Genomic DNA, 21,984 nt, shown 5'->3' on the forward strand with positions numbered 1-21,984 from the left:
CCAGCCTCGCCCTAGTGCTCGGCGTCCTCGTGGCGGGCCCCGCGCCCGCGCAGGCCGCGCAAGCACCCGCCGAGCCGTACAACGTCCTGGTCTTCTCCAAGACCGCCGGCTTCCGGCACGACTCGATCCCGGCGGGCATCGCCGCGATCCAGCAGCTCGGTGAGGACCACGGCTTCTCCGTGACGGCCACCGAAGACGCGGCCGCGTTCAACGACGCCAACCTCGCCACCTTCGCCACCGTCATCTGGCTGTCGACCACGGGCGACGTGCTCAACGCCGAGCAGCAGGCGGCCTTCGAGCGCTACATCCGGGCCGGCGGTGGCTACGTGGGCGTGCACGCCGCCTCCGACACCGAGTACGACTGGGCCTGGTACGGCCAGCTCGTCGGCGCCTACTTCTCGGCGCACCCGAGCAACCAGAACGCCACCATCAAGGTCGAGGACCCGGCGCACCCGTCCACCGCGGGCCTGCCGCAGAAGTGGAACCGCTTCGACGAGTGGTACAACTTCCGCACCAACCCGCGCGGCACCGTACACGTGCTGGCCAGCCTTGACGAGACGAGCTACGCGGCCGGTTCCGGCGCGATGGGCGCCGACCACCCGACCGCGTGGTGTCAGGACTTCGACGGCGGGCGCTCCTGGTACACCGGCAGCGGGCACACCATCGAGTCCTACTCGGAGCCCAACTATTTGAAGCACCTGCTGGGCGGCATCGAGACCACCGCCGGCGTGGTCGACGCCGACTGCTCGGCCAGCAAGACCAGCAGCTTCGAGAAGGTCACGCTGGACAGCAACACGCAGAATCCGATGGAGCTCGACGTGGCGCCCGACGGCCGGGTGTTCTACGCCGAGCGCGACGGGCGGCTGCAGGTCATCTCGCCGACGACCGGCCTGACCACGACCGCGGCCACGCTCGACGTGTTCACCGGCAACGAAGACGGCCTGATCGGCGTACGCCTGGACCCGGACTTCGCCACCAACAACTGGATCTACCTCTACTACGCGCCGGACGGCGGTGCGCCGCGCAACTACGTGTCCCGCTTCACCGTCAGCGGCAACACCGTCGACCTGGCCACCGAGAAGGTCATCCTGCAGGTCGACACGCAGCGCAACACCTGTTGCCACGCGGGCGGCAGCATGGTGTTCGACAGCGCCGGCAACCTCTACCTGGCGACGGGTGACAACACCAACCCGTTCGAGTCCAACTCGTTCAACCCGATCGACGAGCGTCCCGGGCGCGAGGACTTCGACGCGCAGCGCTCCGCCGGCAACACCAACGACCTGCGCGGCAAGGTGATCCGGATCCACCCGGAGGACGACGGGACCTACACGATCCCGTCGGGCAACCTCTTCCCGGTGGGCACGGCGCAGACCCGTCCCGAGATCTTCGCGATGGGCTTCCGCAACCCGTTCCGGATCGGCATCGACCCGAAGACCGACACGCTGGTGCTCGGTGACTACGGCCCGGACGCCGGCGCCGCCGATCCCAACCGCGGTCCGGAGGGGACGGTCGAGTGGAACATCGTGGCGCAGCCCGGCTTCTACGGCTGGCCCTACTGCCACGGCAACAACTACGCCTACAACGACTACACCTTCCCGAGCGGGCCGAGCGGGCCGAAGTTCAACTGCGCGGCGATCGTCAACGACTCGCCCAACAACACCGGCCTGCGCAACCTGCCGCCGGCGATCGCGCCGACCATCGACTACGACTACAGCGGCAACCCGCTGTTCCCGGAGATCGGTGGCGGTGGCGCGCCGATGGGCGGCCCGGTCTACCGCTACGACGCGGCGAGCACGTCCGACCGCAAGTGGCCGGCCTACTACGACGGCAAGGCCATGTTCGGTGAGTGGAACCAGAACAAGATGTACACGTTCCAGCTCACCGACGACGCGCACGGCCTGGTCGACATCAACCAGTTGCTGAGCGGGATGTCGTTCCTGCGCCCGATGGACTTCGAGTTCGGCAAGGACGGCGCCCTCTACATGATCGAGTGGGGCACCGGGTTCGGGGGCAACAACGACGACTCCGGGATCTACCGGATCGACTACGTGGCCGGCGACCGGGCACCGATCGCGGTCGCGTCGGGCACGCCCACCTCCGGGCCGTCGCCGCTGACCGTCCAGTTCTCCAGCGCCGGGTCACGGGACCCGGACGAGGAGGAGATCAGCTACGCCTGGACGTTCGGTGACGGTGGCACCTCGACCGAGGCCAACCCGTCGCACACGTACGCGGCCCCCGGCGACTACACCGCACAGCTCACCGTCACCGACCCGGGCGGCCGCACCGCGGTCGCCAACGTGCCGGTCACGGTCGGCAACACGGCACCGACCGTGTCAATCACGTTCCCGCCCGACGGTGGCTTCTTCAACTGGGGCGACCAGGTCGAGTACACGGTGACCGTGACCGACCCGGAGGACAGCACCATCGACTGTGACCGGGTGAAGCTGCAGTACTACCTGGGTCACGACGAGCACGCCCACCCGTTGCAGAGTCAGCAGGGCTGCACCGGCACGATCCAGACCGCGCTCGCCTCCGGCCACGGTGCCGACGCCAACGTGTTCGGCGTGTTCGAGGCGACCTACACCGACAACGGCGGTGTCGGCGGCTCCAGCCCGCTCACCGGTCGCGACCTCGAGCAACTCCAGCCCAAGCGCAAGCAGGCGGAGTATTTCGCGGAGACCGGCCGGGCACCCAACGGCATCGGCGGCGGCGACCCGGGCGTGCAGAAGGAGACCACCGGCGACACCCAGGGCGGCTTCCAGAACATCGGCTTCATCGAAGACGGTGACTACTGGACGTTCGACCCGGCCAACCTGACCGGCATCACCAGCCTGCGGTTCCGCACCGCGTCGGCCGTCAACGGCGGCCGGATCGAGGTCCGGTCGGGTGCGGTCGACGGCACGCTGGTCGGCACCGTCGCGGTTCCCGGCACCGGCGGTTGGCAGTCCTATGTGGATACGACGCTGGCGCTGACCGACCCGCCGACCACCAGCGGGCCGCTGTTCTTCATCGCCCGCAACCCCGAGGGCGACACCGGCCAGGGATCCGTCTTCAACGTCAACTGGGTCGACTTCCTCGGCCGCGGCGTGACCGACAACGCGCCGCCGGTGATCACCGCGTCCGGCAACCCGACGTCCGGCACCACGCCGCTGGTCGTCGAGTTCAGCGGCACGGCCACCGACGAGGAGGGCGACAACCCGCTGACGTACGCGTGGAACTTCGGTGACGGCGGCACGGCCGATACGCCGAACGCCTCGCACACCTACACCACGCCCGGCACGTTCACGGCGACCCTCACCGTGACCGACAGCCGCGGCGCGAACGCGTACGCCACGGTCCCGATCCGGGTCGAAGCGCCGAACACGTCCTGCTTCGGGGCGCGCTCGGACAACTTCGACGGCACCACGCTGGACCGTGACCGGTGGAGCACGGTCGTCCGCGAGACACAGACGTACTCCGTCTCCGGTGGCGCGTTGCGACTGCCGACCCAGGCCGCCGACCTCTACGGCACCCGGGCCGACGCGGGCAACATCGTGCTCCAGCCGACCCCCGGCGGTGCCTGGCAGGCGACCACCAAGGTGACGCTGCCGCTCACCGCCAACTACCAGCAGGCCGGGCTGATCCTCTACGGCGACGACGCCAACTTCGCCAAGCTCGACTTCCTGTTCGCCGACTACAAGCGGGTGGAGTTCATCCGCCAGACGGCCAGCGTGCCGCGCAACGAGGCGGCCGACAGCGCAGCGACGCCGACGGGCATCGACACCGTGTTCCTGCGGCTGACCTCCGACGGCACCAACCTGACGGGCGCGTTCTCGACCGACGGCGTGACCTACACGCCGGCCGGCCGCTCGGCTTCGCTCGCCGGGATCGACAACCCGAAGATCGGTCTGTACGCGGTCAACGGCGGCACCGCCGCGCCGGTGACCGACGCCCAGTTCGACTGGTTCCAGATCTCGCCGGACCAACTCGGTGAGGACGCCGACCCGAACGACGAGTTCGACGGCGGCGCGCTGGACAAGTGCCGCTGGGACGCGGTGGTCCGTGAGGACGCCACCGCCTACCAGGTCGCCGGCGGGCAGCTCACCATCGACGTGCCCAACGGTGACATCTACACGGGCAACAACACCGGACCGACCAACTTCATCCTGCAGGGCGCGCCCGCCGGTGACTGGACCATCGAGACCAAGGTCGACGGCAGCCAGCTGAGCGAGCAATACCAGCAGGGCGGGTTGATCGTGTACGGCGACGACGACAACTACCTGAAGTTCGACTTCATCGCCGACAACACGGTCGGCCAGCCGGTCGCGCGGCGGATCGAGTTCCGCAGCGAGATCGCCAGCGTCGTGCAGAACCCGCAACCGCAGGTCACCAACCTGACCAACGCGGTGTGGTGGCTGCGCCTGGCCAAGGTGGGCGACACCTACACGGCGTCGTACTCCGCGGACGGCACCACCTGGACCACGTTCCCGGAGACTCTGACCAACGCGGCGGTGGCAAGCGCGCCGAAGATCGGCGTGTTCAGCCTCGGTGCGGCACAGACCGCGTCGAAGCCCATCTCGTTCGACTACTTCCACGTCTCGACCGGCGGCGGTGAGCCGTCCGACTCGACGGCGCCGGTGACCACCGCTTCGGTGGCGGGCACGGCGACCGCGGGCTGGTACACCGGTCCGGCAACGGTCACGCTGACCGCCGCCGACGAGGCGGGCGGCAGTGGGGTCGCGAGCACCGAGTATCAGCTCGACGGTTCGACAACCTGGACGGCGTACGCCGGTCCGGTGGTCGTCACCGGCGATGGTGCGCACGAGGTGCGGTTCCGGTCGACCGACGTCGCCGGCAACGTTGAGGCCGGCAAGTCGGTCGCGGTGAAGATCGACACCACCGCGCCGGTGACGGCCGCGACGTTCGCTCCGGCGACCGACGACGGCTGGCACAACGGTGCCGTTCCGGTCACGCTGACGTCGACCGACGCCGGCTCCGGGGTGGCCTCGGTCGAGTACGCGTTGGACGGTGGCGCCTGGACCCCGTACACCGTGCCGGTCGATGTCTCTGGTGACGGCTCGCATGAGCTGCTCTACCGTTCGTCGGACGTGGCCGGGAACGTGGAGACGCTGAAGTCGGCGATCATCAAGATCGACGGCGCCAAGCCGACGGTGATCATCGGCGGCCTGGCCGACGGCCAGCTCTACGGTGACAGCCAGGACGTGCGGATCACCTACCAGGCGGTCGACCCGACGTCGGGGCTGAAGAGCGTGGTCGGCACGCTCGACGGCGCGGCCTACCCGGCCAACAAGCTGCAGGCCATGTTCGAGCTGCCGCTCGGCCTGCACGACCTGACTGTGACCGCGACCGACAAGGCCGGCAACGTGACCACGTCGACCGTGCGGTTCTACGTCGCCACCTCGTTCCGCGACATGCAGTTCCTGCTCGACCGCTTCAAGGCGACCAGTTGGCTGACGCAGAAGGCGCACAAGCAGCTCGGGGCCAAGCTCCAGGCCGCGCGTGACGCCGAGGCAAGCGGCAACGACGCCAAGGCCGTCAAGCAGTTGGTGGCGTTCCGCGATCTCGCGCAGGACACGTCGCTGGTGCCGAACGCGGAGGTGCGGGCCGTGCTGGTCCGCGACGCCGACGCGATGATCATTCGGCTCGGTGGCACGCCACCCAGTGCGGCAGGCAAGAAGGCCAACAGCGGCAAGTCGCTGGCCGGCACCGGGCGGGTGCCCGGTGATCCGGCCCGGCAGGTCGCCGGCGGACCGCTGAAGTAGTGGGGGGCCCGGGATGAGGGTTTATCGGCTTGCGGTCGCGGTGCTCGTGACGGCATTGGTGGCCCTCGTCCCGGGCCTGCCCGCTTACGCACACGACGGACCCGTCACGCTCGACGTCGCCGGTGACGGCGCGGGGGGCGTGACGGTCCGCGCGGTGTACACATCGGACAAACATCCGGTCGAGTCCGGGGTGCGGTTGGTGCTGACCGCGACCGGCGAAGGCGGCCGCACGGTAGGGCCGCTCCAGCTCAACCCGTCGGCCGAGGGGCGTGGCTTCTACACGAGCGGCGCGGTGTTGACGCCGGGGTCGTGGGACGTCGCGGTGACGGCGCCGGCCCCGCACGAGGGGAAGGGGTCGGCGAAGATCCAGGCCCGGGTGGCGCAGCAGATGCCGCCCGTGCCGCCGGTTCCGCGCTCCGGTGCTTCGACGCTGACCGGCCGGTTCGGTTGGCTGTGGTGGCTCGGCGGGGTCGTGCTGGTGGTGCTGGTGCTCGGCGCGATCGCGCAGTCGCGCGCGCGGCGGCGGGTCTAGGCGGTGTCCTGCCGATCATCGCGTTGATAGTCTCCTCCCCGTCATCGGGGGAGGGTGATGCACATGAGCATGCCGGGTATCGATCCGTCCGGGCTCGGTCGGTCGCTGGAAGAGGCGATGCGGCTGTTGAACCAGGCCACCGGCGGGGGTGCGGCACCTTCCGGTCCTGGTCCCGCGCCCGGGCAGTCGGTTGAGGGCCTGGTGGGTCGCGGCGTCGCCGCGGACGGCCAGGTGTCGGCGGAGGTCTCGGCGTTCGGCCGGCTGGAGACGGTGGAGATCGACCCTCGCCTGTTGCGTGCGGGTGCGGCCGCTGTCGCGGAGTTCGTCGTCGAGGCGGTGCGGGCCGCGCAGGACGACGAGCGGACCCAGCGCTCGTCGGCGCTGGGCACACCCGACACCGCGGCGCTGACCAAGCAGCTCGAGCGGGTGTCGGAAGACGCGTTCCGCGGCTTCGACCGGATGGTCAGCGACCTCGACGCCATCACCCGCCGGATGGACCGGGGCTGACCCGATGTCCGACGGGATCCGGGTCGACACGATGGCCCTGCGCTCCGCGGCCACCTCGCTGGGCGCCACGGGCCAGCAACTCGAAGCCTCGGTGGCCGGCCTCGACGGCACCGTCACCGGCGCCGGCAACCCGTGGGGCTCCGACGAGGCCGGCTCCATCTTCGGCGCCGTCTACGTCGAGGTGCTGACCCACGCGCTCGACTGCTACCGGTCGATGGCCGACCAGTTGCTGGAGGCGTCGGAAAACCTGAGCTACGAGGCCGACGCCTACGAGCAGGTCGAGACCGAGAACGCCGACCTCTTCAACAAGATGGAGTTGCCCGGTGGGTCTGCAGCTGCCTTCTGAGCTCGCGGAGGCGCTGGGCTGGGTCGGCTTCACCTGGCCCACGGCCGACGAGGAACTGCTCTTCCAGGCGTCGCAGATGTGGCTGACGTTCGCCGGCCAGCTAAGGGCCGCCGGCGGTCAGGCGGATGCCGGCGCGTCCCAGGTCTTCACCACCAACGCCGGCGACGACGTCACCGCGTTCCAGACCCTCTGGCAGGGTTCCGAGGGCGCACCGAAGCGCATCGCGGACGGCGCCGAGGCGGCCGAGCTGATCGGCATGGCGCTACTGGTGATGGCCATCATCACGCTGACCCAGAAGATCCTGGTCATCGTCCAGCTGACCATCCTGGTGGTCCAGGTCGCGATCGCGGTGGCGGCCGCGGTGCCGACGCTGGGCGCCTCGATGGCCGAGGTACCGATCTCGATCGGCATCGCCCGGGCGGCGATCCAGCGGATCACCAGGGAAGTCGTCGAGAAGGTCACCAAGGAGATCATCCCGCGCCTGCTGAAGCGGGCGAAAACGCTGCTGCGCCGCTTCGCCCGAAAGGGCCGCGGTCCCGGCGGCAAGGTGCCGCACCCGCGCGGCGTGCCCGGCCCGCACACGACGCCGCGCTACCACAACACCAAGCCGATGCTGGACAGGTATCGAAACGAGCACCTCCCGGGCGGCGGCCCGTTCGCGACGCCGGTGCGCCGGCTCAGCCCGTCGGAGCTGGAGGAGCATCGCGTCTTCATCGACGACAACGGCATCATGCGAAGCGCCAAGGACGGCAAGCCGTTCGACACGTCCAACTCCAACACCGCCTTCAGCGGCAACGACCAGGCCATCTTCGTGATGGACCGCAACGGCAACATGTACGCCTCGACCTACCAGAAGGTCGGCGACTTCCACCACTCCACGCTGGGCGGCGGTCAGCCGGTCGCGTCCGCGGGAGAGCTGGTGGTCAAGGACGGTAGGGTCCAGTACGCGACGGCGCGCAGTGGCCACTACCAGCCCGACGTGAGCCACATGGCCAACCTCGACGCCGAGTTCAAACGCAACGGCCTCAACAACATCCCGATCAACGGCTGGGACGGAAGCCGGCTCTTCTAGGAGGACACCGCACCATGACCACCGGCGCCTGGAAGGGCCACATCAACGGCATCCTGTACGGCATCCAGTTCGACCCGGTCCTCGACGACACCGTCGTGGCCCGCGTAGCGGACGGGGTGGTGGGTGGCATGTACCCCGGCGACCGCGAGGTGACGCTGGACGCCGTGAACGAGGCGCTGCGCTCGCCGGGCGCACTCAACGACGTGATGGAGACCCCGCACTCCGAGGAAAGCATCCGCGACTTCCTCGGCAAGCTGTCGGCCGCGCTGGCGGCCCGCGCCTGACGACGTCGCTCCGAACGGCGGCGCATGCTCACGCTTGTGCCGAGGTCCCGGCCACTTACCCGGCCGACAAGGTGCGGCTCAGGCCGCGGAACTCGGCCACCAACCGGTCGCCGCAACGGACCGTGACGTCGTAGATGCCGGACTTGCCGGCGCGGTGGCGTTCCACCGCGGTGGCGGTCAGGCGCTCGCCTTCACGCGCGGGGGAGACGAACACGATCTCGGCCGACGCCGCCACCGTGACCGCGCCCGGGTAGTTGCACGCGCCCGCGAACGCCGAGTCGGCCAGGAGGAAGACGAACCCGCCGTGGGCGATGCCGTGGCCGTTGACCATCAGGTCGGTCACGGTCATCTCCAGGACCGCGCGGCCCGGCTCCAGCTCCACGACCGACATCCCCAGCGACTCCGACGCGCGGTCGCGGGCGAACATCTCGGCGGCACCGTCCATGACCCGCACCCTATGCGCATTCCCGCATCGGAGGTGCAGCCCGGCTCGCACAGCCGCCGATGCTATTGCCCGTCGGGCCGCTCGATTGCCGCGGCCACGTTGCGGCGCAGTTCGACGGGGATCAGCTCGAGCAACTGGTCCGGGCGCAAGGGCAGGTCGAGCAGGCTGAGGCGGACCCGGCTGCGGCTCGCGTACTCGGTCGCGGACAGGCGCACCACCTGGGCCGCGTCGGCCAGCAGGGCGACGGCCACGCTGCCGCCGGCGCGCAGCGGGAACGCGCCCGTCCCGTCGGCCTCGACGGTGAGCGGGCCCTCGGCGTGGAACGAGACCCGGTCGCCGCCGCCGAGAACGACCGGGCGGCTGATGCCGGACATCGGCGCGACCGGGGTCACCACCATCGCGTTCGACGACGGCGAGAGGATCGGCCCGCCGGCCGAGTAGTTGTAGGCGGTCGAACCGGTGGGCGTGGAAAGGATGACCGCGTCGGCCCGGTAGTAGCCGTAGTGCACGTCGTTGACCGTCAGGTCGACCGACGTCGTGCGGGCCGGCCCGGTGCGGCCGAGCACCACGTCGTTGAAGGCGCACCGGCGCTCGGCGTCGGTGGTCACCGCGAGACCCGCGTGCTGCTCGATCGTGTAGTCGCCGGCGGCCAACCGGGCCAGGGCCTTCGGCAGCCCGGCCGGGGTGACCTCGGTCAGGAAACCGAGGTTGCCGTGGTTGACGCCGAGGATCGGCACGGGCCGCTCGACCATCAGCCGCATCGCGCCCAGCATGGTGCCGTCGCCGCCGAGGGCGACCAGGCCGTCGACCGCGCCGAACTCCGCGTCCGAGACGATGTGCACCCCGGCGGGCACCCGCGCCCGGTCGATCTCGCGTGCGACGACCCGGACCGGCACCTCGCGGGCCGAGCCGAGGATGACGTCCAGCGACTGGTCCACCGCCCTCGTGGGGTGGAGAACCAGGCCGATGGACCTCATCGCGCTCACATCCGCAGGTGGTCCCAGTCGAGGATGCCGGCGCCGAGGTCGCGGACCGTGGCCAGCAGGCCGAGCCGGGCGCGGCGCAGGTCCGGCTCCTCGGCCATCACGAAGACCTCGTCGAAGAACGTGTTGACCGGCTCGGTGACCTTGGCGGCGACGGCGAGGAAGGCGGTCAGGTCGGGCCCCGGCACCTCGATGCCGCGGACCACCTCGTCGAGGCGGCGCTCGGCCGGCTCGACCAGGGCGGCCGCGTCGTACTCGGCGGGCGTGCCGGCCGGCACGATCCGGCGGGCCCGTTGGATCGCCTCGACCAGGGCCCGGAACCGCTCGTCCTTGACCAGCTCGTCGAGCTGGTGCAGCAGCAGGTCGGCCAGCGCCGGGCGGTCGGCGTGGGGGAGGACCGCGCGTACCCGATCGACCGGGTGGCCTTCCTCGACCAGCACCTGCTCCAGCCGGCGGGTCAGGAACTCGGCCGCGTCGGCCAGCACCTTCGGCGCCACCTCGACCGGCTGGTGTGCGGCCGCCTCGGCCAGCGCCTCGGTCAGGCTGACGGGCACCAGGCCGGTGCGGTGCACGGCGAGCAGGCCGAGCACCGCGCGGCGGACCGCGAACGGGTCGCTGCTGCCGGTCGGCAGGCCCACCGTCGCCGCCAGGCCCGCGACCAGGTCGAGGCGGTCGGCCAGGGACAGCAGGGCGCCAGGGACATGCGTGGGTACGGCGTCGCCGGTGTTGCGCGGCAGCTCGGACTCGAAGACGGCCTCGGCCACCGCGGCCGGCTCGCCTGCGTGCGCGGCGTAGTCGCGGGCCATCACACCGGCCAGGCTGGTCATCTCGGTGACGAGCTGCGCGCCCAGGTCGAACTTGACGAGCTCGGCGGCGCGGCCCAGGGTGTCGCGTTCGGCACCGCTCAACCCGATGGAGCTGGCCAGGGTACGGGCGAGCGTGCTGATCCGGGCCGCCCGGTCGGCCATCGACCCGAGCTTGTCGGTGAACGTGAGCCGCTCCAGCCGGGCCCGCATCGCGTCGAGCGCGGTGTCCCGGTCGGCGCGGTAGAAGAAGGCCGCGTCCTCGTAGCGGGCCCGCAGCACCGCCTCGTTGCCGGCCCGGACCAGGTCCTCGTCGATGTCGCCGTTGGCCACCGCGACGAAGCAGGGCAGCAGCCCGCCGTCGGCACCGCGGACCGGCAGGTAGCGCTGGTGCTTGCGCATGACCGTGGCCAGCACCGCCTCGGGCAGCCGCAGGTAGCTCTCGTCGAACCGGCCGAGCAGCGCGGTCGGCGTCTCGACCAGGTAGTTGATCTGGTCGATCAGCCCCCGCTCGCCCTCGATGTCGACCTGGCCGCCGGCGGCCGCCGCGAGCCGCTCCGCCGCGGCCACGATCTGCCCGCGGCGGTCGTCGGGGTCGGCCACGATGCCGTGCGCGGCCAGCGTGTCGAGGTGCGTCTCGGCGCTGTTGACGGTGACCACCGGCGTCGCGGCCTTGCGGTGCACCCGGGTCTCCCGGCCCGAGGCGAGCGACGAGACGGCGAACGGCACGACCTCGTCGCCGCGCAGGGCCAGCAGCCAGCGGACCGGGCGGGTGAACGAGAGGGCCGGGTCGTTCCAGCGCATGTTCTTCGCCGACCGCAGCCCGGTGACGATCTTGGCCAGCACCTCGGCCAGCACCTCGGCGGCGGGCCGGCCGGCCTCGTGCTTCACGACCGCCACGTGCGGGGTGCCGTTGACGTCCTGCTCCTGCAGGTCGGCCAGTTCGACGCCCTGGCCCCGGGCGAAACCGCGGACGGCGGGGGTCGGCTCGCCGGCCGCGTCGTAGGCGGCCGACACCTTGGGGCCGCGGACGGTGCGCATGTGGTCCTGCTCGCGGTCGGCCACGCCGTCGACGATCGCGACCAGCCGGCGCGGGGTGGCCAGCACCCGGATCTCGCCGTGCGCGAGCCGGGTGGCGGCCAGCCGCCCGGTCAGCTCCCGGCGCACCTGCTCGCGCGCGGCGCGGGCCTCGGCCGGCGGCATCTCCTCGGTGCCGATCTCGAAGACCAGCTGCCGGGTGCCGGTGGACGCCTCGGCCTCGGCGGCCGCGGTGGCGGCCGGGGTCGGCGGGGTGACGCCGAGCGGGTGGCCGAGCTGCTCCCGGCGGGCCATCCAGAGCTGGGACACCTCGCCGGCCAGCCGGCGCATCCGGCCGAACTCGGCGGCGCGGTCCGATGTGGAGACGGCGCCGCGGGCGTCGAGCACGTTGAAGGCGTGCGAGCTCTTCAGCACGTAGGTGTGTGCGGGTACCGGCAGGCCGGCGTCGACCATCCGCTGCGCCTCGGCGGCGTAGAGGTCGAGGAGCACCCGGTTGGTCTCGACATCGGCGTCGTCGAGGTAGTAACGGGACATCTCGTACTCGCCCTGGCCGAAGACCTCGCCGTAGCTGACTCCCGGCGCGTACGCGATTTCCTTGAAATGCCGGACGCCCTGCAGCGCCATGAGGATGCGCTCGATGCCGTAGGTGATCTCCACCGACGGCGGGTCGAGGGTGACCCCACCGGCCTGCTGGAAATAGGTGAACTGGGTGATCTCCAGGCCGTCGAGCCAGACCTCCCAGCCCAGGCCCCAGGCGCCCACGCCCGGCGCGGCCCAGTTGTCCTCGACGAACCGCACGTCGTGGGCGGCGACGTCGATGCCGAGCGCGGCCAGGCTGTCGAGGTAGAGCTCCTGGGCGTTGCCCGGCTCGGGCTTGAGGATGACCTGGACCTGGGTGTGCGTCTGGATCCGGTTGGGGTTCTCGCCGTAGCGCGAGTCGTCGGGGCGCACCGACGGCTCGACGTAGACCACCCGCCACGGCTCCGGGCCGAGCACCCGCAGGAACGTCGCCGGGTTGAGGGTGCCCGCGCCGACCTCGGTGTTCATCGGTTGGACCGTGAGGCAACCCTGGTCGACCCAGTAGGCGGTGAGCCGGGACAGGGCGTCCTGCATGGTCAGCATCGATGACTCCTTGATGGGGATTTGTCCCGTCCAAGCCTACGCAGGCGGCGCAGTGGCCCTTTCGGGCGACGACACCTGGGGCCGCTGGGGCCGGTGGTGCCCCCGGTCGGATTCGAACCGACACTGTCGGAGGTTTGAGCTCCGTGCCTCTGCCATTGGGCTACGGGGACTGCGGATCTTGGCACCGCGAGGGTACTGCACATCCTGGCACCGCGAGGGTGAAGTGCACTCAGCCTACCTACTACGCTAAGGGGCGCGACACCGGACAGGCCGGTCGCGGATTGCACACCTGGGGAGAGGCTTCGTGGGCGAGTCGCAGACTGCCGAACGTCGGCGCGTGCTGATCGCCGAGGACGAGGCGCTCATCCGGCTCGATCTCGCCGAGATGCTCGTTGAAGAGGGCTACGACGTGGTCGGCGAGGCCGCCGACGGCGAGACCGCGGTGCGGCTGGCCGAGGAGCTCAAGCCCGACCTGGTCATCCTCGACATCAAGATGCCGATCATGGATGGGCTCGCCGCCGCCGAGCGGATCGCCGGCGGCCGGATCGCGCCGGTCGTCATCCTGACCGCGTTCAGCCAGCGCGACCTGGTCGAGCGGGCCCGCGCCGCCGGTGCGATGGCCTACCTGGTCAAGCCGTTCCAGAAGAGCGACCTGGTGCCGGCGATCGAGATCGCGCTGTCCCGCTACTCCGAGATCTCCTCGCTCGAGTCGGAGGTCGCCGGTCTGGCCGACCGGCTGGAGACCCGCAAGAGCGTCGAGCGGGCCAAGGGGTCGCTGATGACCACCTACGGGATGACCGAACCGCAGGCCTTCAAGTGGATCCAGCGCACCGCGATGGACCACCGGATGACCATGCGCGAGGTCGCCGACCGCATCGTGGCCGAGGGCGCCGGCGGCCCGGCGGCCGAGACGCCGACCGACGCGGGGTAGCCCACCGCCGCCTCCGGCGGCATGCTGAGGCTCATGCGGGCAGATCATGGCTTCCTCCGGTTCGCTGCGGCCGCACTGGTGCTCGTGTTGGCCGCCTGTGAGTCGGCCGGACCACCGGCGCCGCCGGAGCCGCTGCATCCACAGTGGAAACAATTGACGCTGCCGACGCCGCCCGGCGCCCCCGGCCGGAACCTGGTCCGCGACGCGATCCACTGCGGTGCCAACTGGTACGTGGGCGGCGGCGTCGGCGCGCCGACGGGTGACACGCGGCCGGCGCTCTGGACGACGGCCGACCCGAGCGCGGCCACCGGCTGGGCGCCGGTGCCGATCGACACCGTCGGCGACTACTACGCGATCCGCAGCGTGCTCTACGCGCTCGGCTGCGGTGGCGGGCGGCTCGCCGCGATCGGCGCGAAGAGCGGCGGCGCGCACGGCAACCCGCGGGTCCGCACCTTCTACTCCAGGGCCGACGGCACGCTGGTCGCCGTGCCGTCGACCGACTTCGAGCTCTACGGCGGCGGGCGCCAGGTGAGCACCAACCGGATCGCCGGCGGCGGGCCGGGCGGCTGGCTGATCGCCGGCAACCGGGCGGGCGGAGCGACGGTCTGGACCTCGCCCGACGCCACCCTGTTCACGATCCACGAAGACCTGGCCCCGCTGGCCAGCACCCCGCAGTTGGGCACCTCGGCGACCGACACCGTCGCCGTACCCACCGGCTGGGTGGTCAGCGGCGGCGGCCGGCCGGCCGGGCGGATCGACCGCGACCCCTACGTGTGGACCTCGGCCGACGCCCGCTCCTGGGTCCGTGTCCCACTACCTGGGACGCCCGATGACGAGGAGGCGCAACGGGTGGCCCGTACCCCCGCCGGGTTGGTCGCCGTCGGCCTGGCCGGCACCGCCTTCGGTGCCTGGCACGGCGACGCGACCGGTGGCGGTTGGTCCGCCGTGACCCATTTCGGCGCCACCGGCGCGGGCGTAGTGGCCGGTATTGACGCTTTTGCCGTGCTCGATGGGGCCTCCCGGGTCGTCGCCGCGACCACCGGCGCCGACGGGCATCGGCTGTGGACCGCTGATCTTGAAGGTAAGGAGTGGCAGAGCGTGGCCACCCCTGTCCATGTCGGACCGGGCGGCGCGACCGCCACCGCGGTGGGCGGTTCCGGCGACACGGTCGTGCTGCTCGCCGACGACGGAACCGCCAGTAGCGTTTGGGCGAGCCGGTTTCCCGGGCCGTGACCTCGGCCGACGACCGTCGACTGTGACACCCGCGGGGTCAATTCCGACACCCCAAGTAACGGTTGCGTCAACGCGCCTGGTGAGGCCTTACGTTGGTCGCTGTAGTGGGATAACGTCCCGGCCCAGACCGGGTGAACGGTCCGGTTCGTCGTTGCAACCTCCCGGCCCGCGACGGCGGGCTGATGGATGGAGAAGGGGCTTCAGCCTTGAGGCAGATATTCGTACGCGCTATCGGCGGCGTCGCGCTCGCGGCGCTCGTCATGGGCGGCGCGGCCGCATGTAAGCAGGACGAGGGCTCATCCGGCGGAACCGAGGCCGGCAAGGTGTGTGACCTCAAGATCGGCTTCTTCGGCGCGCTCTCAGGCGCTGACTCCGGTCTGGTCCTCCCCGGCAAGCAGGCCGCCGACATGGCCGTGAAGCAATACAACGCCGAGCACGCCGACTGCAAGGTCTCGATCCAGGCTTACGACTCGCAGGGCAAGCCGGAGCTCGCCGGTGGTCTGGCCACCAGCGCCGTCGGTGACACCAAGGTCGTCGGCATGGTCGGCCCGGCGTTCTCCGGCGAGTCGGAGACCGCGAACCCGATCTTCCAGCAGGCCAGCCTGCCGGTCATCACCCAGTCCGCGACCCGGCCTAGCCTGGCCGACAACAAGTGGACGATCTTCCACCGCGGCGTCGGCAACGACTTCTCGCAGGGCCCGGCCGCTGCCACCTACATCAAGGGCCTCGGCGCGCAGAAGGTGTTCGTCGTCGACGACCAGTCGGCCTACGGCGCCGGCCTGGCCGACGAGGTCAAGAAGTCGCTCGGCCCGCTGGTGACCGCCACCGACAAGGCGACCGACAACCAGCAGGACTTCAGCGCCATCGTCACCAAGGTGACCTCGAGCGGTGCCACCGCGCTCTTCTACGGTGGTTACACCGAGGAGGCCAGCCCGTTCCTCAAGCAGCTGCGGGCCGCCGGCTACAAGGGCACCTTCGTCGGTGGTGACGGCATCTACGACGCCAACATGCTGTCGGTGACGGGCAAGGCCGACGTCGAAGGCGCGGTCGCGACCTGCCCCTGCGCCCCGGCGACCACCGCCAAGGGCAACTTCGTGGCTGACTTCCAGAAGGAATACAACGCCGCTCCGGGCGTCTACGCCGACGTCGCCTACGACCTCACCAAGATCTTCCTCGAGGCCATCGGCGAGGGTAAGTCCACCCGCGAAGACATCCAGGCGTTCCTGACCAGCTACAACAAGGCGGGCTCGGCCACCGGCGTCACCTACAAGTGGGACGACAAGGGCGAGCTCGACCCGACCCAGGTCCGCGTCTGGGCCTACGTCGCCAAGGCCGGCGCCTGGGCGCCGGACAAGGAGATCCCGAAGGCCTGATCCACGGTTGAGCCGGCCCGACATCACCTCTCTCGGGCCGGCTCCTCCATCAGGCACGACGGTCGCGTCAACCCCACGCAGGTGCGGCCGGGCGCTCATGGCCCCGGCCGCACTGCCTTGACTGAGGGATCTCCCGGGAGAACCTGTTGCAATTCAACGAACTGATCCATGGTTTCCCGGTGCTTACGGTCACCGGGTTGACCCAGGGCGCGATCTACGCCCTGATCGCGCTGGGATACACGCTCGTCTACGGCGTGCTCCGCCTGATCAACTTCGCACACTCCGACGTCTTCATGATCGGCACGTTCGGTGCCATCTGGACCTGGTCGGCGTTCGGCTTCGACGCCAGCTCCGGACGCCCCTCGCTCGGTGAGGCCGCCGGCCTGATCATCCTGGCGATCGTGGTGGCCGCGCTCCTCTGTGGCTTCTTCGCGATGCTCGTGGAAGTGACCGCGTACCGGCCCTTGCGGGCCCGGAACGCGCCACCCCTCGCCTTCCTGATCACCGCCATCGGAGCGTCCTTCGTGCTCTCCGAAGGCATGGGTGCCTTCACCAACCGCCGCCAGTTCGGTGTGCCGGCGATGCTGCCCACCGACCCGATCGCCAAGATCGGTTCGTGGTCGATCACACCGTTGCAGCTCACCACGCTGGCGGTCGCGATCATCGCGATGCTCGGGCTCGACTGGTTCGTCCAGCGCACCCGCTTCGGCCGAGGCATCCGGGCGGTGGCGCAGGACGCGAACACCTCCGCCCTCATGGGCGTCAACAAGAACCGCGTCATCCTGCTGGTCTTCCTGATCGGCGGCCTGATGGCCGGCGTGGCGGCGGTGCTGTCCGACATGAAGGCGGCGAGCACCCGGTTCAACGTCGGCTTCCTGATCGGCCTCAAGGCGTTCGCCGCCGCCGTGCTCGGCGGCATCGGCAACCTGCGCGGCGCTGCCCTCGGCGGGATCCTGCTCGGGCTGGTGGAAAACTACGGCTCGGCATTGTTCGGCACGAACTTCCGCGACTTCATCGGGTTCCTCGTGCTGATCCTGCTTCTGATGTTCCGCCCGACCGGCCTGTTGGGCGAGTCGCTCGGGAGGGCCCGCGCATGACCGACCTCCGCACCCGCTGGCGCGACTTCCGCCATGGCATGAGCCAGCGCTGGGACCGCCAGCCCAAGGCGACCAAGATCGGTCTGATCCTGGTCTTCGTGGTCTTCCTCTACGCCTTGCCGGAGAAGGGCTTCTACGAATACCTGGGCCTGCCCCTGGGCGAATACATCCCGCTCTACACCACGCGCAACGACATGGCGACGGTGCTGTTCCAGTGTGGCTACTACATCCTGCTGGCACTGGGCCTCAACATCGTCGTCGGCTACGCCGGCCTGCTCGACCTCGGCTTCTTCGGCTTCTTCGCCGTCGGCGCCTACACGGTCGCGACGTTGACCTCGCCGACGAGCAAGATCTTCACGGAATACAACTGGCTCGACAGCCCGTGGCCCTGGCTGGTCGCGCTGCCGCTGGCGATCGCGCTCTCACTGCTGGCCGGGGTCATACTCGGCTGGCCGGTGCTGAGATTGCGCGGTGACTACCTGGCGATCGTGACGCTCGGGTTCGCCGAGATGATCCGGATCGTCGCGCAGCAGAACGACTGGATCTTCAACGGCGACCGGGGCATCTCCCAGATCGCTCACCCGCCGGGATCCAGCGGCGGCAAACCGATCTTCGCGTTCGACGCCAAGCCATACTACTGGCTGGTGCTGACCGTCATCATCGCGATGGTCTTCCTGATCCGGAACCTGGTCCGCAGCCGGGTCGGCCGGGCCTGGGTGGCCATCCGCGAAGACGAGGACGCGGCCGAGCTGATGGGTGTGCCGACCTACAAGTTCAAGCTCTGGGCGTTCGCGATGGGCGCCGGCATCGGCGGCTTCTCCGGCGCGCTCTGGGCGGGCCAGGCCAACTTCGTCAACTCCTCGACGTTCCGGCTGGAGCAGTCGATCCTGGTGCTCGCCGCGGTGCTGCTCGGCGGTGCCGGCAACATCTTCGGTGCGATCCTGGGCGGCTTCCTGGTCATCTACGTCCCGGAATGGCTGCGTTCGGTCGGCGACGTGTTCGGCCTGCCGGAGCAGGTGCGCATCGCCGGCGAGCCCTACGACGTCAGCGCGACCAACCTGCGCTACCTGTTCTTCGGCATCATCCTCATCGTGATCATGATTTTCCGACCACAGGGGTTGTGGCCCAACCGGCGGCGTGCCGCCGAGCTCAAGGACCGCGAGAAGGAGGCGATGGTCGGTGTCTGAGACGTCTCCCGAGCCACAGGACGCCAGCGAGCGCGACGTCACCAGCGAGCGCGACGCCGCGCCCGACGCCCGCACGATGGTGGGTGTGCCGCCCGAGCCGCCGACCGGCACGTTCACGCCACTGCAGACGCCGGTTGATCCGGCCGGCCGCCGGGCGCTGCTCGAGGTCGACAACGTGACGCTGCGCTTCGGCGGTGTGGTCGCGCTCGACCAGGTCAACTTCAACTTGTACGAGGGCGAGATCCTCGGCTTGATCGGCCCCAACGGCGCCGGCAAGACCACCTGCTTCAACGCCATGACCGGCGTCTACACCCCGACCTCGGGCGAGATCCGGTTCCAGGGCCAGAAGCTGAGCGGCCGCACCCGCCACAAGATCACGAAGCTGGGCATCGCGCGTACCTTCCAGAACATCCGGCTCTTCCCCGAGATGACCGCGATGGAGAACGTCATGGTGGGCGCCGACACGCACCACAAGACGAGCGTCCCCAGCGCGCTGCTGCGCCTGCCGCGCTACTGGCAGGAGGAGCGCAGCGCCCGCGAACGGTCGCACGAGCTGCTCGACTTCGTCGGCATCCGCCGGCACGACGAGGCGGCCCGGAACCTTTCCTACGGTGAGCAGCGCCGCCTGGAGATCGCCCGCGCGCTGGCGACCAGCCCGACGTTGCTCTGCCTCGACGAGCCGGCGGCCGGCTTCAACCCGGCCGAGAAAGACTCGCTGCTCCAGCTGATCCGCGACATCCGCGACACCGGCGTGACCGTGCTGCTCATCGAGCACGACATGCGCCTGGTCATGGGCGTCACCGACCGGATCGTGGTGCTCGAGTTCGGCAAGAAGATCGCCGAGGGTTCGCCGGCCGAGGTCCGCGACAACCCGAAGGTGATCGCCGCCTACCTGGGGGTGCCCGCAGATGCTGCTTGAGATCGACAACATCACGCTGCTCTACGGGCGGATCCAGGCGCTGCACGGCATCTCCATCACCGTCGACCAGGGCGAGGTCGTGGCCCTGATCGGCGCCAACGGCGCGGGCAAGACGACCACGATGCGGGCGGTCTCCGGGCTGCGCGCGATCGCGAGCGGCCGGATCCGCTTCAACGGCGCCGACATCACCAGGATGCGGGCCGACCTGCGGGTCATCCAGGGCATCTGCCAGTCACCCGAGGGCCGGGGCGTCTTCCCGGGCATGTCGGTGCGGGAAAACCTGGAGATGGGCGCCTACACCCGCCGCGACACGGCGAACATCGCGAAGGACATGGCCCACGTGCTCGACCTGTTCCCGCGGTTGCGCGAGCGGTTCAAGCAGCCCGGTGGCACGCTGTCCGGCGGTGAGCAGCAGATGCTCGCGGTCGGGCGCGCGCTGATGAGCCGCCCGAAGCTGCTGCTCCTCGACGAGCCGTCGATGGGCCTGGCCCCGATGCTGATCCAGCAGATCTTCGAGATCATCACGGAGATCAACCAGCGCGACGGCACGACCATCCTGCTCGTCGAGCAGAACGCACAGCAGGCGCTCTCCCGCGCCCACCGGGCGTATGTGCTCGAGACGGGCAAGATCGTGAAGGAAGGCCCCGGCCGGGACCTGCTCAACGACCCGGCGGTCAAGGATGCCTACCTCGGCATCGCCTGATCCGAGTTCCAGGTTCGAGGCCCGGCCCGCTACGGCGGACCGGGCCTCGTCGCGATATGCGGCTAGGAGACGGGGTTCTCGAGTCGGTCGCGGTGGTCACGGATGAAGTCGGCCAGGCTGTGCGGTTCGCGGCCGACGACCGTGGCGACGTGGTCGTTGGTGAAATCGCCCCAGCCGGAGCCGTAGGCGGACCGATACTCGGTCAGCGCCGCCGCCATCCACTCGTCGAGGCCGGCCTGCCGCAGCGCGTCGTGAGTCTGCTCCGGGCTCTGCGGCACGTAGCGCACCGGCCGCCCGAGCTCCCGCCCGATCTGCTCAGCCACCTCGTGCAGCGACAAGCTGTCCGGGCCGGTAGGCGTGTAGATCCTGCCCGCGTGCGGCTCCGGGTTGGCCAGCACCTCGGCCGCGACCGCGGCGATGTCGCGCACGTCGACCACGCCCACCCGGCCCTCGCCGAAGACGCCGTAGAGGTCGCCGCCGTTGACCGCGCCGAACAGGTTCTGCATGAAGTTGCTCGGGCGCAGGATCGTCCACGGTATGCCCGACTGCTGCAACTCGGCGTCGGAGAGGGCGTGCAGCCGGCCGTTGCGGGTGGGCGCGTCGTGGGCAGCGCCGATGGCGGAGAGCCGCACGACGTGCTTGACCCCGGCCTGGCGGGCGGCCCACAGCGCGTTCATGCTCTGGGCCGGCGCGTGCGCGCCCATCGGCGTCAGCAGGAACAGCTTGGTCACACCGGCGAAGGCCGGCCCGAGCGTGTCGGGCCGATCGAGGTCGCCGACGACGAACTCGACGCCGTCGAGGTCGGGGGCGCGCGACGCGTCCCGCACGAGCGCCCGCACCGGCTCGCTGCCGGCCACCGCCTTGAGCACCTCCCTCGACACCGTCCCGTTCGCTCCGGTCACCAGAATGGTCATGGCTGTTCCTTCCAGTTCCGCGGGCCGTGCCTCGACCACGCAGCCTCGAAGATATAGTCCAAGAGTGTGACCGTCCAATGAATGGACTAGATATGAAGCGCAGCACACGCAAGGAGCAGGACCCGGACCTCGGCATCCTGGCCGTCCAGCTCTCGGCACGCGTCCAGCGCGAGATCTTCGCGCGCGCGGCGGAGCACGGCTTCGCCGACGCCCGCCCACGACACGGCGCGGTGCTCGCCTACCTGGACGCGGAGGGCACCCGCCCGAGCGAGCTGGCCCGCCTGGCCGGCCGCAACAAACAGACAATGGGCGCGATCATCGACGAGCTGGAACGCCTCGGGTACGTCCGCCGCGCCCCCGACCCCGCCGACCGCCGGGCCAAGCTCATCGTCCCGACCGACCGCGGCCTGGCCCTGATGGAAGCCTCCGACAACCTGGTGAGCCAGATCGAACAAGACCTCGCCGGCGTCCTCGGCGACGACACCTACCGCGACTTCCGGGCCGCCCTGGGCCGGGCCACGACCAGCCTCCCGGCGAGTGGCCACGACACCGAGAGCTGAGGCTTCCGGCGGTCGCCCATGACCCCGAGGCTCGGTTGGCCTTGAGGGGCCGTCGGGCTTGAGGACCCGTCGGCCCTGAGGTTCGGTCGGTCCTGAGGTTCGGTCGGCCCCGGGGGGCCGTTGGCCTTGAGGGTCCGTTGGCCTTGAGGACCCGTCGGTCCTGAGGTTCGGTC

At 70.3% G+C, this 21,984-nt stretch carries 18 protein-coding genes and 1 tRNA gene; 14 read left to right on the top strand and 5 right to left on the bottom strand.

Annotation, left to right across the window (positions count from 1 at the left end):
* The first annotated feature begins 14 nt into the window (after nucleotides 1–14).
* From AB0J74_RS00445 to AB0J74_RS00470, 6 genes are all read left to right on the top strand, one after another.
* Nucleotides 15–5,762 carry a ThuA domain-containing protein gene (locus tag AB0J74_RS00445; RefSeq protein ID WP_363442634.1) on the top strand — a complete coding sequence of 1,916 codons (5,748 nt, stop codon included), beginning with the start codon at nucleotides 15–17 and terminating at the stop codon, nucleotides 5,760–5,762.
* Nucleotides 5,763–5,775: 13 nt separating this feature from the next.
* Nucleotides 5,776–6,294 carry a hypothetical protein gene (locus AB0J74_RS00450; RefSeq protein WP_363442637.1) on the top strand — a complete coding sequence of 173 codons (519 nt, stop codon included), beginning with the start codon at nucleotides 5,776–5,778 and terminating at the stop codon, nucleotides 6,292–6,294.
* A 63-nt stretch (nucleotides 6,295–6,357) separates the two neighbouring features.
* Nucleotides 6,358–6,801, top strand: coding sequence for a YbaB/EbfC family nucleoid-associated protein (locus tag AB0J74_RS00455; protein WP_363442640.1), 444 nt, complete (start codon nucleotides 6,358–6,360; stop codon nucleotides 6,799–6,801).
* A 4-nt stretch (nucleotides 6,802–6,805) separates the two neighbouring features.
* Entirely contained in the window at nucleotides 6,806–7,147 is a 342-nt protein-coding gene (locus tag AB0J74_RS00460; RefSeq protein WP_363442643.1) for a WXG100 family type VII secretion target, read from the top strand.
* Nucleotides 7,125–8,219, top strand: coding sequence for a hypothetical protein (locus tag AB0J74_RS00465; RefSeq protein WP_363442646.1), 1,095 nt, complete (start codon nucleotides 7,125–7,127; stop codon nucleotides 8,217–8,219). The genes AB0J74_RS00460 and AB0J74_RS00465 overlap by 23 nt, the downstream gene beginning before the upstream one ends.
* 14 nt (nucleotides 8,220–8,233) lie before the next feature.
* Nucleotides 8,234–8,503 (top strand): hypothetical protein, encoded by a 270-nt coding sequence (locus tag AB0J74_RS00470; RefSeq protein WP_363442649.1) that lies wholly within the window; start codon nucleotides 8,234–8,236, stop codon nucleotides 8,501–8,503.
* 55 nt (nucleotides 8,504–8,558) lie between these two features.
* Here AB0J74_RS00470 and paaI read toward each other — a convergent pair whose 3' ends face one another.
* The 4 genes from paaI to AB0J74_RS00490 form a co-directional block, all read right to left on the bottom strand.
* Nucleotides 8,559–8,948 (bottom strand): hydroxyphenylacetyl-CoA thioesterase PaaI, encoded by a 390-nt coding sequence (gene paaI / locus AB0J74_RS00475; protein WP_363442651.1) that lies wholly within the window; start codon nucleotides 8,946–8,948, stop codon nucleotides 8,559–8,561.
* Between the two features lie 62 nt (nucleotides 8,949–9,010).
* A complete protein-coding gene (locus tag AB0J74_RS00480; protein ID WP_363442654.1) occupies nucleotides 9,011–9,886 on the bottom strand; it encodes an NAD(+)/NADH kinase in 876 nt (291 codons plus the stop codon).
* A gap of 44 nt (nucleotides 9,887–9,930) precedes the next feature.
* Nucleotides 9,931–12,894: a glycine--tRNA ligase gene (locus AB0J74_RS00485; protein ID WP_363442657.1), complete on the bottom strand. Its 2,964-nt coding sequence runs from the start codon at nucleotides 12,892–12,894 to the stop codon at nucleotides 9,931–9,933.
* 94 nt (nucleotides 12,895–12,988) lie between these two features.
* Nucleotides 12,989–13,064: transfer RNA gene (locus tag AB0J74_RS00490), tRNA-Leu, on the bottom strand.
* 134 nt (nucleotides 13,065–13,198) lie between these two features.
* Between AB0J74_RS00490 and AB0J74_RS00495 the strand changes: the two genes are divergently transcribed.
* From AB0J74_RS00495 to AB0J74_RS00525, 7 genes are all read left to right on the top strand, one after another.
* Nucleotides 13,199–13,825 (top strand): response regulator, encoded by a 627-nt coding sequence (locus AB0J74_RS00495; RefSeq protein WP_363442660.1) that lies wholly within the window; start codon nucleotides 13,199–13,201, stop codon nucleotides 13,823–13,825.
* Between the two features lie 33 nt (nucleotides 13,826–13,858).
* The gene (locus AB0J74_RS00500; RefSeq protein WP_363442663.1) at nucleotides 13,859–15,058 is read left to right on the top strand and encodes a hypothetical protein; all 1,200 of its coding nucleotides are present in this window, start codon (nucleotides 13,859–13,861) and stop codon (nucleotides 15,056–15,058) included.
* Nucleotides 15,059–15,264: 206 nt separating this feature from the next.
* Nucleotides 15,265–16,431 (top strand): branched-chain amino acid ABC transporter substrate-binding protein, encoded by a 1,167-nt coding sequence (locus AB0J74_RS00505; protein WP_363442666.1) that lies wholly within the window; start codon nucleotides 15,265–15,267, stop codon nucleotides 16,429–16,431.
* Nucleotides 16,432–16,577: 146 nt separating this feature from the next.
* On the top strand, nucleotides 16,578–17,528 hold the full coding sequence (locus AB0J74_RS00510) for a branched-chain amino acid ABC transporter permease (RefSeq protein ID WP_363442669.1): 951 nt from the start codon (nucleotides 16,578–16,580) through the stop codon (nucleotides 17,526–17,528).
* On the top strand, nucleotides 17,525–18,715 hold the full coding sequence (locus tag AB0J74_RS00515; RefSeq protein ID WP_363442672.1) for a branched-chain amino acid ABC transporter permease: 1,191 nt from the start codon (nucleotides 17,525–17,527) through the stop codon (nucleotides 18,713–18,715). The genes AB0J74_RS00510 and AB0J74_RS00515 overlap by 4 nt, the downstream gene beginning before the upstream one ends.
* A gap of 121 nt (nucleotides 18,716–18,836) precedes the next feature.
* On the top strand, nucleotides 18,837–19,634 hold the full coding sequence (locus tag AB0J74_RS00520) for an ABC transporter ATP-binding protein (RefSeq protein ID WP_363443995.1): 798 nt from the start codon (nucleotides 18,837–18,839) through the stop codon (nucleotides 19,632–19,634).
* Nucleotides 19,624–20,337: an ABC transporter ATP-binding protein gene (locus AB0J74_RS00525; protein ID WP_363442675.1), complete on the top strand. Its 714-nt coding sequence runs from the start codon at nucleotides 19,624–19,626 to the stop codon at nucleotides 20,335–20,337. Before AB0J74_RS00520 ends, AB0J74_RS00525 begins: the two co-directional genes overlap by 11 nt.
* A gap of 62 nt (nucleotides 20,338–20,399) precedes the next feature.
* On the opposite strand, the gene AB0J74_RS00530 is transcribed toward AB0J74_RS00525, so the two are convergent.
* Nucleotides 20,400–21,251, bottom strand: coding sequence for an SDR family oxidoreductase (locus AB0J74_RS00530; protein ID WP_363442678.1), 852 nt, complete (start codon nucleotides 21,249–21,251; stop codon nucleotides 20,400–20,402).
* A gap of 92 nt (nucleotides 21,252–21,343) precedes the next feature.
* On the opposite strand from AB0J74_RS00530, the gene AB0J74_RS00535 reads away from it, so the two are divergent.
* On the top strand, nucleotides 21,344–21,811 hold the full coding sequence (locus AB0J74_RS00535; RefSeq protein WP_363442681.1) for a MarR family transcriptional regulator: 468 nt from the start codon (nucleotides 21,344–21,346) through the stop codon (nucleotides 21,809–21,811).
* Nucleotides 21,812–21,984 lie beyond the last annotated feature (173 nt).

It is taken from the genome of Asanoa sp. NPDC049573, assembly GCF_040676615.1.
Lineage (GTDB): Bacteria > Actinomycetota > Actinomycetes > Mycobacteriales > Micromonosporaceae > Asanoa.

Excerpts from the sequence above, each read along its gene's own strand:
- AB0J74_RS00450 (WP_363442637.1), top strand. The coding sequence starts at position 5,776 with ATGAGGGTTTATCGGCTTGCGGTCGCGGTGCTCGTGACGGCATTGGTG.
- AB0J74_RS00455 (WP_363442640.1), top strand. The coding sequence starts at position 6,358 with ATGAGCATGCCGGGTATCGATCCGTCCGGGCTCGGTCGGTCGCTGGAA.
- AB0J74_RS00460 (WP_363442643.1), top strand. The coding sequence starts at position 6,806 with ATGTCCGACGGGATCCGGGTCGACACGATGGCCCTGCGCTCCGCGGCC.
- AB0J74_RS00470 (WP_363442649.1), top strand. The coding sequence starts at position 8,234 with ATGACCACCGGCGCCTGGAAGGGCCACATCAACGGCATCCTGTACGGC.
- paaI (WP_363442651.1), bottom strand. The coding sequence starts at position 8,948 with ATGGACGGTGCCGCCGAGATGTTCGCCCGCGACCGCGCGTCGGAGTCG.
- AB0J74_RS00485 (WP_363442657.1), bottom strand. The coding sequence starts at position 12,894 with ATGCTGACCATGCAGGACGCCCTGTCCCGGCTCACCGCCTACTGGGTC.
- AB0J74_RS00500 (WP_363442663.1), top strand. The coding sequence starts at position 13,859 with ATGCGGGCAGATCATGGCTTCCTCCGGTTCGCTGCGGCCGCACTGGTG.
- AB0J74_RS00515 (WP_363442672.1), top strand. The coding sequence starts at position 17,525 with ATGACCGACCTCCGCACCCGCTGGCGCGACTTCCGCCATGGCATGAGC.
- AB0J74_RS00525 (WP_363442675.1), top strand. The coding sequence starts at position 19,624 with ATGCTGCTTGAGATCGACAACATCACGCTGCTCTACGGGCGGATCCAG.
- AB0J74_RS00530 (WP_363442678.1), bottom strand. The coding sequence starts at position 21,251 with ATGACCATTCTGGTGACCGGAGCGAACGGGACGGTGTCGAGGGAGGTG.
- AB0J74_RS00535 (WP_363442681.1), top strand. The coding sequence starts at position 21,344 with ATGAAGCGCAGCACACGCAAGGAGCAGGACCCGGACCTCGGCATCCTG.